A 789-nucleotide genomic window follows, 5' to 3' on the forward strand; every position below is an offset into this window, starting at 1 on the left:
TTGACGGATCCGTTGACGGATCCGTTGACGGGTCCGTTGACAGGTACCTCGACAGGTTCGTCGACCCGATCGTTGAGGAGGCTGTTGACGAACGGGGTCAGCCGCCGACCCTCGGCGGGTCGATCGGCGCGCCGTCGCCGGTCGTGGGCAGGTCGCCGCGCCGGGGCAGCACGGCGTCGAACTCGATGGCGTCGGCGGGGTGGGCGGCTCTGGCCGCCGCGAGCAGCATCGGCCGGTCGACGTGAGCGGTGTCGGCCGAGAGACGGACTTCGAGGGATCCCCGCATGACCGCGTACTCGTGCGCGGATCCCTGTGCCCGGTACCACAGTTCGGCGTCACGCTCGCATGTGCCGCCCCCGGACGGCGCCGCGTCCAGGGCGAGCGACGGACACGTCGAGTCGGTGAGTCTGATCGTGTCCACGGTGAGGGTGATCTGCGCGCCGTCACGCCTGACGTAGACGGCCTGGAAGCCGGCGTCGCCGGACACCCCGACGGACTGCGGCGCGACCGTGAACCCGGGTATCTCGGTGACGTATACGTATTGCGGCGTGGTTCCCAACTCCCGGGCCCGCTCGACGGCTGCCGCGTCGGTCGGGGAGCCGGCTCCGGCGCCCGAGCCGGTGGATTCGCCGCACCCGGCGAGCAGCGCGGCAACGAGCAGGGCAGGGAGGACGAGACGCGCGCGAGCCATCATTGCCCAGACCCTAGCGCGGTCCTCGGACACGCCCCCCGGGCGCCGACGCGGATGCGAGACCCGGGTGCGAGACCCGGGCGCGCCGGTGCGCCCAC

General features: G+C 72.4%; 1 protein-coding gene. It reads right to left on the reverse strand.

Features of this window, described 5'->3' with window-relative positions:
• Positions 1 to 97: 97 nt before the first annotated feature.
• On the reverse strand, positions 98 to 694 hold the full coding sequence (locus tag GT354_RS19495; protein WP_161357578.1) for a hypothetical protein: 597 nt from the start codon (positions 692 to 694) through the stop codon (positions 98 to 100).
• Positions 695 to 789 lie beyond the last annotated feature (95 nt).

The organism is Streptomyces sp. SID3343 (assembly GCF_009865215.1).
In the GTDB taxonomy this organism is placed as follows: domain Bacteria; phylum Actinomycetota; class Actinomycetes; order Streptomycetales; family Streptomycetaceae; genus Embleya.